Source organism: Candidatus Vampirococcus lugosii (genome assembly GCF_018420025.1).
GTDB classification, from domain to species: Bacteria; Patescibacteriota; Gracilibacteria; order Absconditabacterales; family Absconditicoccaceae; genus Vampirococcus; species Vampirococcus lugosii.
Genome location: NZ_JAEDAM010000039.1, coordinates 1 through 9,342, shown reverse-complemented (window position 1 = coordinate 9,342; position 9,342 = coordinate 1). Strand labels below are relative to the sequence as shown.

Annotated in this window: 8 protein-coding genes; 5 read left to right on the top strand and 3 right to left on the bottom strand. The window is 18.5% G+C overall.

The features are described from left to right. Positions 1-881 (top strand): right-handed parallel beta-helix repeat-containing protein (locus VAMP_RS03375; protein ID WP_213349260.1); only part of this gene is annotated, 881 nt, incomplete at its 5' end. Between the two features lie 147 nt (positions 882-1,028). On the opposite strand, the gene VAMP_RS03370 is transcribed toward VAMP_RS03375, so the two are convergent. Next, positions 1,029-2,603, bottom strand: coding sequence for a 7TM domain-containing protein (locus tag VAMP_RS03370; protein WP_213349257.1), 1,575 nt, complete (start codon positions 2,601-2,603; stop codon positions 1,029-1,031). 102 nt (positions 2,604-2,705) lie between these two features. Between VAMP_RS03370 and tgt the strand changes: the two genes are divergently transcribed. Next, positions 2,706-3,836 (top strand): tRNA guanosine(34) transglycosylase Tgt, encoded by a 1,131-nt coding sequence (tgt, locus tag VAMP_RS03365; protein WP_213349253.1) that lies wholly within the window; start codon positions 2,706-2,708, stop codon positions 3,834-3,836. Position 3,837: 1 nt separating this feature from the next. Here the strand turns inward: tgt and VAMP_RS03360 are convergent, their stop codons facing one another. Next, positions 3,838-4,455 carry a VTT domain-containing protein gene (locus VAMP_RS03360; protein ID WP_213349251.1) on the bottom strand — a complete coding sequence of 206 codons (618 nt, stop codon included), beginning with the start codon at positions 4,453-4,455 and terminating at the stop codon, positions 3,838-3,840. A gap of 215 nt (positions 4,456-4,670) precedes the next feature. Here VAMP_RS03360 and VAMP_RS03355 point away from each other — a divergent pair, with 215 nt between their 5' ends. From VAMP_RS03355 to VAMP_RS03345, 3 genes are all read left to right on the top strand, one after another. Then, positions 4,671-6,899: a hypothetical protein gene (locus VAMP_RS03355; RefSeq protein ID WP_213349248.1), complete on the top strand. Its 2,229-nt coding sequence runs from the start codon at positions 4,671-4,673 to the stop codon at positions 6,897-6,899. 60 nt (positions 6,900-6,959) lie between these two features. Continuing rightward, a complete protein-coding gene (locus VAMP_RS03350; protein ID WP_213349245.1) occupies positions 6,960-7,964 on the top strand; it encodes a four helix bundle protein in 1,005 nt (334 codons plus the stop codon). Positions 7,965-8,029: 65 nt separating this feature from the next. Beyond that, entirely contained in the window at positions 8,030-8,236 is a 207-nt protein-coding gene (locus tag VAMP_RS03345; RefSeq protein WP_213349242.1) for a transposase, read from the top strand. 30 nt (positions 8,237-8,266) lie between these two features. Here VAMP_RS03345 and VAMP_RS03340 read toward each other — a convergent pair. Further along, a partial coding sequence (locus VAMP_RS03340) for a hypothetical protein (protein ID WP_213349239.1) occupies positions 8,267-9,342 on the bottom strand: 1,076 nt, incomplete at its 5' end.

Below are 9,342 nucleotides of genomic sequence, written 5' to 3'. Positions count from 1 at the left end.
ATAAAAAATGAATTGCTTTAATAGGTGTCGGTACAGATAGATCAATATTGGATGGTACAGATATTAATGAACATTGAATATATATTTATAATTTTGATAATATTGAAATTAAAAATATTGAAATTAAAGAGTTTGGTAAAAGAGGTATTTATGCTGAATTTTCAAATAATATATTGATTGATAATGTATATTCTCATAATAATAATGATGATTGAATTAGAGTAAAAAAATCTAAAAATATTTCAATAAGAAATTCAAAATCTACTCATAATACTTGAGATGGTATAACTTTATATTCTTATGGAGAAATTATAAATACAGAGATTAGTGATAATATAGAAAGATGAATTCATCATTATGGTGTAGGTTCTTCACCATCAAATGAAGATACAGAACCTGATGAAAGATATGTTCTGATAAAAAACAATAAAGTATATAGAAATAATAATACTGACGAGAAGTATGCATGAATTGAATTAAATTGATGAGGTGATGCGACTCTTCATGTTGAAGTTATTTGAAATGATATTGAATATAATTCATGAAGTGCTATAACTGTTACTGATATAAATATAAATAATGAAAGTTATAAATCAATAGTGAAAGATAATGATATATCTTTTACAAAAGATAATTATATTAATATTAGTGATACTTCATGAGATTGAGATTGAATATATGTTAATAATTCAAATTCTTTGTCTATTGATTCAAATAATATTTATGATAATGATAATTATTGAGTTCGTATTAATAATTCTGAAAATAAAATTGATAATATTGAAATTATTAATAATACTTTTTCTGGAAATAATGAAGGTGATTATCATATAGATAGTGAAAGTGATATAGATAATTTAAAAATAGAAAGTAATAATTAAGATATAGTATAATTATATCAAATAAGACACAAAAAACATTTCTGATTAAGAAATGTTTTTTTGTTAATGATTTTTTATGAAGTTTGTTTTGTGATTTTGATTTAAATTTCAAGTATTATATAGTTTCAAATATATAAAAGAATTATTTTATTCTTCTTCTCATTTATTTTTAAGTAAAGGCATAAAACGGATATATTCAAGTAATTGTAATCAAGTAAATCTTCAAACTAAAATATTTATAATTAATATTAACAGAATAAAATCTGGATAAGCTAAAATAAAAAATTCAAATTCTGATAAAGTAATAATTGTATAAACTACACTAGATACTATCAAAAATTCAATAAAAGAAATAAACCAAGATTTACTAAATAATACAAAATTTTCGCTAAATATTTTATTTGATACCATTATCATAAATACTAATGGAAACATAATAAAAGAATTTGTAAATATAGAATAATCTATAAAATAAAATCAAAATTCATTATCAATCCAAAAAACAATAAAACTTAATATAAAATATATTATCATAAGTAAAGATATTTTTGCACTATATAATAAATATATTTTTTGGGTAAATAATCTAACTACTAAAGTAGATAATAATCATACAAATAATAGTATAAAAGTTAAATTTATTCATAAAACAAGCATACTAATAGCAAACAAAATTGGATTATAAACACCAAATACAGAAAAACCTATAATTTGTCTAAAAATAGTTACTACCAAAACGGAAGTAGATAAAGTTAGTATAATTCATATTAAATGAATAGGAAAATCATTTGATAATAATACATCTACAACATAAGATAAAAAATATTGTTTATCAGAATCTTCAAAAGATATTGAAAAAGTTTGTAAATATTCTTTTTCATATACTCTAAAATTATCTTGTGATATATCATCAAATAAATTTAATATATCTCAAGAAGATAATATATTTATATTTTTAAGTCAAATTTTATTAATATATTGTGCCAAAGTTCTCTTAATAAAATTAGTATTTTGATCTGTAATAAGAAAAAAGTCTTTTTCAGAAAGATCTATTTTATAAATATTTGAAAATTTTCCCAAAAATTCAAAAATAGAAGAAAAATTTGCATTATTAATTATGATAATACTTGAATCAGAAATATTAGCAGTATTTTCTAATATAACAGAAAAAAAATCATCTTCCAAAAAAAAGTTTTTTTGTGGAATAAATATTTTTTCAAGATAAATATTTCTTTGAGTAAAAGTATTTTGAATAAGACTTAATTGTTGAATATCATCACCTATATATGTATATATATCTTTATATGAATTAATTTTTTGCCATATTTCATAAGAACATCATTGTGCATCTTCTACATAAGAAAAAATTTCATATTCTCAAATTTCTGGGAAATCATAGTTTACAGAAAATCAATTTGTAGAATATACTTCTTTTCAATTCTTATAAATATGCATAAAACCATCTACTGGAGTGAATAATTTTATTTCTTCATTTGCTTTTACAGTATAATCTGAATAAGAATTATATTTTATATTTTCCTCACCAGATATTTTATATTTATTTTCTATACAATTCATTCATACATTAAAATTTTGGATATCATCTCGATTTAATATACTTCAAGTTGAAAAATTTTCTCAAATTTGTAAATTTTCTTGAGAATATGAGTTTGAAAAGAATAATGTAAAATATAAAAACAGAAAAATAAAAAACTTTTTCATATTGAAAATATATAAAAAATAAATAAAAAGAAAATTACTTAATTAAATTATATTTAATATATAATTAATAAAGATTTTTACTAAAAAATCAATACTCAAAAAATGAAAAATAATAAACTAAAATTTGATATTATAAAAACTAAATGAAAAGCTAGAGTCGCTAAATTAAATTTAAATTGAAAAACGATAACTACTCCTGTATTTATGCCCGTATGAACAAAAGCAACTATTAAATCAATGATTTTGGATATATTAAATGATCCTAAATATACTTGAACTGATAAAAAAATTGGTATAATTTTGGCAAATACTTTTCATATGTATATAAGTGCTTGACATAAAACTGTAAAATATTTTTGATGATTACATAAATTTCAAAATTGGGATTGATTAATATTGACAGATAGTTGATGATTTCAAGTATTTTCATTATGATTAGATAAAAGAAGTTCTAGAAATAAATCATTAGTAAAAATAAAAAATGATTGAGTTTGGTTTAGATCTCCTAAAGACTGATCAGAACATATTTTTACTCCAGAAAAAGTAGTTGATATACAATGAGATTTGTTTTCAGATATTATGATGGTCTTGGATGTATGTAGTCCTGTGCATTGAAATGATAAAAAACAAACTGCTAAACAAATGAATTTGACACATATATGGGCAAAAAAGGCTTTTGATTATTTTGAAAATAAGTATAATGATTTAAATTGAGTTCTTTTTCCTATTATACAATGATGATTGCACAAAGATTTAAGATTAGAATCATTAGATTTTCTTAATAATTATGCTTGGGACTGAATAGCAATATGATGAGTAAGTGTATGAGAAACTAAAGAAGAAATGTATAAAGTAGTTGATTGGCTTAGTAATTCATTGCTTGAAAATAAACCAAGATATTTAATGTGAGTAGGAACTCCTGAAGATTTACTGGAAACAATATATCAATGAATAGATATGTATGATTGTGTTTTACCAACAAGACTTGCAAGACATTGAGTTGCATTTCATAGTAGTTGAGAAAGAATTAGAATAAAAAATTCAATTCATAAAATGAGTAAAGATAGTTTGGATAATGAATGTCAATGTTTTACATGTAAAAATTTTACGAGATGATATTTGCATCATTTATTTAAAGAAAAAGAAATGTTAGGTTCTACATTATTATCATTGCATAATATAGTCCATTTACATAATTTAACTGAACAAATAAAAAAAGATATATTATCATAAATTATTTTTTATTAATGTTTTTTATATTTTTTATTATTTCTTTTCTATTTTTGAAAAATAGATATATTAAATATATAATAATGATATATATTATAATATACATTATATTTTCTCAAAAATATTTTTCAAATATTTCTATACCAAAATATAAAAATCAAAATATGTAACTTACTGCAAGAATACTAATTAATAAATTAGTAAAGAAGAAAAAAGTAAAATTTATTTTTAATATTCAACAAAAAATAGGAATTATTCAAAATATTCATGGTGTTATTTTTCAAAAAAATATTGTTTTAAATTTATTATTTAAAATTTTATTTAAAATTTTTTGTGATTTATCATTTTTGAATAGTTTATTTTTTATAAGTTTATCTCAATATTTATATCAAAAAAAATAACTTATACTTTCTCATAAGATAGATCAGATTAATAATAAAAAATATGTAATATACCAATCTCAAAAATTTTTTGACAAAAAAACTCATAAAAAAATTATTAAATAAGGATATACAAAAAACATTATAGGAAATGTATTTGCCAAAATGACAGCAATAAAAACAGTTAAATTTCCAATCCAAAAGTTTTCCAACAAAAAATTTTTTATAATTTCTAATTCCATATTTTAAATGATTATTTTTTATATTATTTTCAATTTATATATTACTAAAAATATATAATAATTTATTATTTAATTAAAAAATTAAAATTATCAAGATTTTTTATGTATAAATTTTTTCATCAAATTGTTAAATTTTTTTTTTGACATTTGATAAAATATTGTTATAATATATTTATTGATTAAATAATATTTATTATATAAAAATTAAAATAAAAATGAATAATAAAAAAAATAATTTAAATGAAGAATTATTGTTGATAATAAATAAATATGATAAAATAAGAAATATATTATTTCCTTCTTGAATATATATAATAATTATTATTGTTTCTATTTTGTTTTTTTGGTTTGTAGATTTTGATGTTAATGCAGATTATATGTCTGTAAAATATGATAATATGTGATGAAAAGTAGATTGATATAGTATGACTTGATCTGTATTTGAAGCAAATAATTTATATATATGAAACGATGTTGTTGATTTAGAAGTTGAAAATCTAAATACTACTTTGATTTGATGAACTCTTGAAGTTTGAGATAATAAAATAAATTCTAATTCTAATATAATTAATTTATCTTGATTTGTTTTTCCATTTAATTTTGAATTAGATAAAGCTTATTTATCTAGTTTGCCAGTTCCATTATATACGGAATCTTGAAAAAAAAAGGAATTTATAGGATATTTGGAAAAAATATTATATGATGATATAAGTTTAGATTATAATAAGATAAATAAACCAGATATTATTTGAATAAAAAATGATGTTATTTCAGATTTTGGTCTTAAATGTTTAAATTCAAGTAAGTTATTAAATTATTTATGTAATAAAAATGTAGAAAATTTTTTGACTAATATGCATTTATATGATTTTTCATGATATGAAAGTGATTTAAGTGCTATATTTAATAATGTTTGAGATAAATATAAAGCTGATTTTTGTAAATGAATTAATAATTCTATAAAATATCAATCAAGAAATATTGATTATTTTGATAATATGGTTAATCAATGTGATGATGGATTAATATCTGATTTAAAATTTTCACAAGAATATTATGTTTTTTTATCTGAATTAAATTCAGTATTATGAACTAGAGTTTATAAAAATAATAAATTAAATAATTTAAAAATTATTATTTTTCAAAGAAAAATTCTTTTAAATAAAACTTCTATTAGCCTAATAAATAATTATTTATCTTTTTTGGAAGAATTATTAAAAAAACAGAATCTTGATAAGATGTACTCAAAAATAGTTTTTTATTTTAATGAAAAATATCTTAAAAATATCATATCTGACGATATCAAAAAAAATCCATCAATAATGGCAACAAGTAAAGATAGTGTTTTAAGTATTGAAAATAAAATTTCTAATGTTAGTAGATGAGATAATTTAGTTTGATATGAATGAATAAGAGATGATGAAATACTTACTATTGTATCATGAGATAAAGGACATTGAGCATGAACTGATGAGCAAATAAATAAACAAACTATTGTTAGTAAATATGATGATTTTTTATTAGAATTATCTAATTATATTGAGACTAAGAGAAAACGTTCTTGAGAAAAAAAGTTTACTTCTTTATGAAAATTGACAGTTTCATATAATGTTGATGATAAAGTATCTAAAAAAGATTTTGATGTGCAAGTTTTATTTTATAATGATTATTGATATGATTTTAAAATAGAAAATATTAAAATAAATGATAATTATATTAATCAAGGAGTAAATAAATATATGAAAAATTTGGAATATATATCAATTTGAGATTTATCTGAATATATAGCTGTATTAATTAAATCTGAATGACAAGATACAACATATAATATATGTTATTGATTAAGAGAATTTGTAAGTTCGGAAGATGGTTTAAAAATTAAAGATTGTCAAGATGATTATATTAGTATAGAATATGAGAATGATTATATTAATTTATCATTGGAATCAAATACACTTATTTCATTTGAGACAAATAATAAAAATTTAGAAAAAAAATTATCTGATATGTCGTCAAATAAAGATATTTCAGATCAAAAAGTAATTAATTTTATTAGTGTATGATATGAAGAATTAGTAAAATTAAATGATGATTCTATGGGTCTAGATCGTCAAGAAATTTTGTCTTTAAGATCTAGATTTAAAGATTATCTTTGATCAGAAGTTAGTATAAATAGAGTTATAAAAGAATGATTTTTTATGTTAAGTTTTTCAGTAAATGGTCATGAGTTTGAATGAACTTTTGATACAAATATGAATTATAGATTATCTAGATTACAGATAATATCTGAATCAGATACATATAGAATACCTTGATTTTCTGTTGATATGGTTGCCAATAATAGAACAGATTTTAATAGATTTAAAGTTGATCCAATTGAGTTTTTGAAAGAAATAGATCAAGATTCAATAAATTCTTATTTGGAAGATATACAAGAGAATTAATTATTGAAATTTTAAGAAAAAAATAAAAATATAATTTAAATAATTAAATTAAAAAATATTATGGATAAATTGTTTATTAAGAATTTATTTTTGAATTTTGAAGAATATGTTCAAAATATTTGAAATTGAGCAGAATTTTGGCTTGCAAGAGATTTACAAAAATTATTTTGATATACTAAATGGGATAATTTTTTGAATATTATATCAAAATCTATAGATTATTGTAATACAATTTGATATAATCATTCTGAAAATTTTGTTTATATAACAAAATCTGTAAAATTATGAGAATGAAATAAAAAAGAAATATCTGATATTGTTTTAACAAGATATGCTTGTTATCTTATTAGTCATAATATAAATGTTGATATTGAACAAAAAAAATTTGCTCAAATATATTTTTCTCTGAAAAATAGAAAATTAGAAATTATAGAAGAGATTATATCTAATCAAGAAAATGAAACTAATAAAAATAATAAAAAAAACAATAAATATTGAAATATAGTTTTTCAAAATTTTGATTATCAAAATATAGAAGAAAAAAAAGATAATTTATATAATGAAAATAATCTTTTTACAGAAAATTCTAAAATAATATTGAAAGCAAAAGATTTTGATACTGAATTGATAATTTATAATAATATGAAATTATTTGAAGAAAAAAATAAGGCTTATGATAAATATGTTAAAAAAAATAAAACTTTTAAAGAAAAGTCTTTTGAATTTAGTTTAAATATAGTGAAATTATATAATTTTATTTGTGAAAATAAAAAAGAAAATCTTATTAATAACAAGCTTTTTGAATCATGAACTATAGTTTGAATTTTAATAAATGAATCAAAATATTCCAAAAATATAATAGAATTATTAGACAAATTATATCAAATTGATAGGGAAGTTAATAATGCTTATTATTGTTTAGAATTATTGAAAAAATCATGATCTATATCTGACTATCCTCATTATGATGAATTAGAAAAAAATAATAAAGAATTATTAAAAATAATATCTTTGATGATAAAAAAAATAAAAAATAACTATCCTTTGAAAGGAAGTTTTAAATAGTAAATTAATTATTTTAAATAAATATTGTTTCAAAAAATAATATTTCATATAATCAAGAATGACCAATGCAATTTGTCCCTACAATTATGAAATGATTAAAATGAACAATAACAAAACAAATAAATGCAATACAAAATGATTTTTTATTTTCATGGCAAAAATCATATTATGATAGAATTATTAGAAATGAAGATGAATTAAATAAAATAAAAAAATATATAATAGAAAATCCTATAAAATGGGAATATGATAAATTAAATTCAAATAATTAAAATTAAACCAGAATTTAGTTATAAAATTAATTATTTTAGATTTATATTTTCATTTTCATTTTCATTTTCATATAAATCAATCAAAATTGTTTTATAATTCAATAAAGATTTATTATTGAATTCATAATTAATATTATGAAACTTTGATAAATTTGAGTAAAATTTATTTATTTGAATAGGGGAGTATGGATTGAATTTATTATTTTCTGTTCATAAAATTCAAACTCAACATGCCCATCTAATACTTGAATCATAAACTCAATCCAAATTTCAAATATCTGTAATATAACATCATTTATTTGCATTTAAATTAATTATTGAAGTATTATCATTTATAGATTTCATTAATTTTGCTAATTCTTTTTTTGTAATAATATTATCTAATTTATTAAATATATTTTCTTTTACTACTCAATTTTTTATGTAATAATTTATAATATTTTCAGTATTATTTTCATTTTTTTTATTTTTGTTTATTAAATTATTTATTTTTTCATAATTTTCATTAAATATATTATATATATAATCAAATTTTTTATAATTTTCAAAAATAATCTCTTTATAAATAGGATTTCTTGTTTCTAAAAAATAATCTATTCATAATATCATATATTGATAATAAATTAACATTTCTTGATAATATTTATTTCAAGATAAAATTTTATCAAATTTATTAAAATTTATTATTTTATTAAATAAATATAATTTTTCTTTTAATTCTTTATTTTCAATTTTTATTCTTTTATTTATATTTTTTCATTTTTTTTCATCAATTATTTTTTCTAAAATTTTATTTATAGCTTCGTTTTTATTATTTTTTTCCAATTTTTTATCTTTTTTATCTTCTTTTACTTTTTTATTTTCCTGTTTGTCATTTTTTTTATCTTTATCTTCTTTTTCTTTATTTTCTTCTTTTTTAGCTTTATTTTGATTATTTTCTTCCAATTTTTTATCTTTTTGATTTTCTTTTGGTACTGTCCATCTTGTTCATCCTCAACCTCAAGAAATTCTCTTTTTACAAGAATTTCAAAATTTTGTATATCAAGAATTGCAAGTTATTTCCCAATCAGACCAATTTCAATTATGCCAAGTTCTTTTTTTGAATC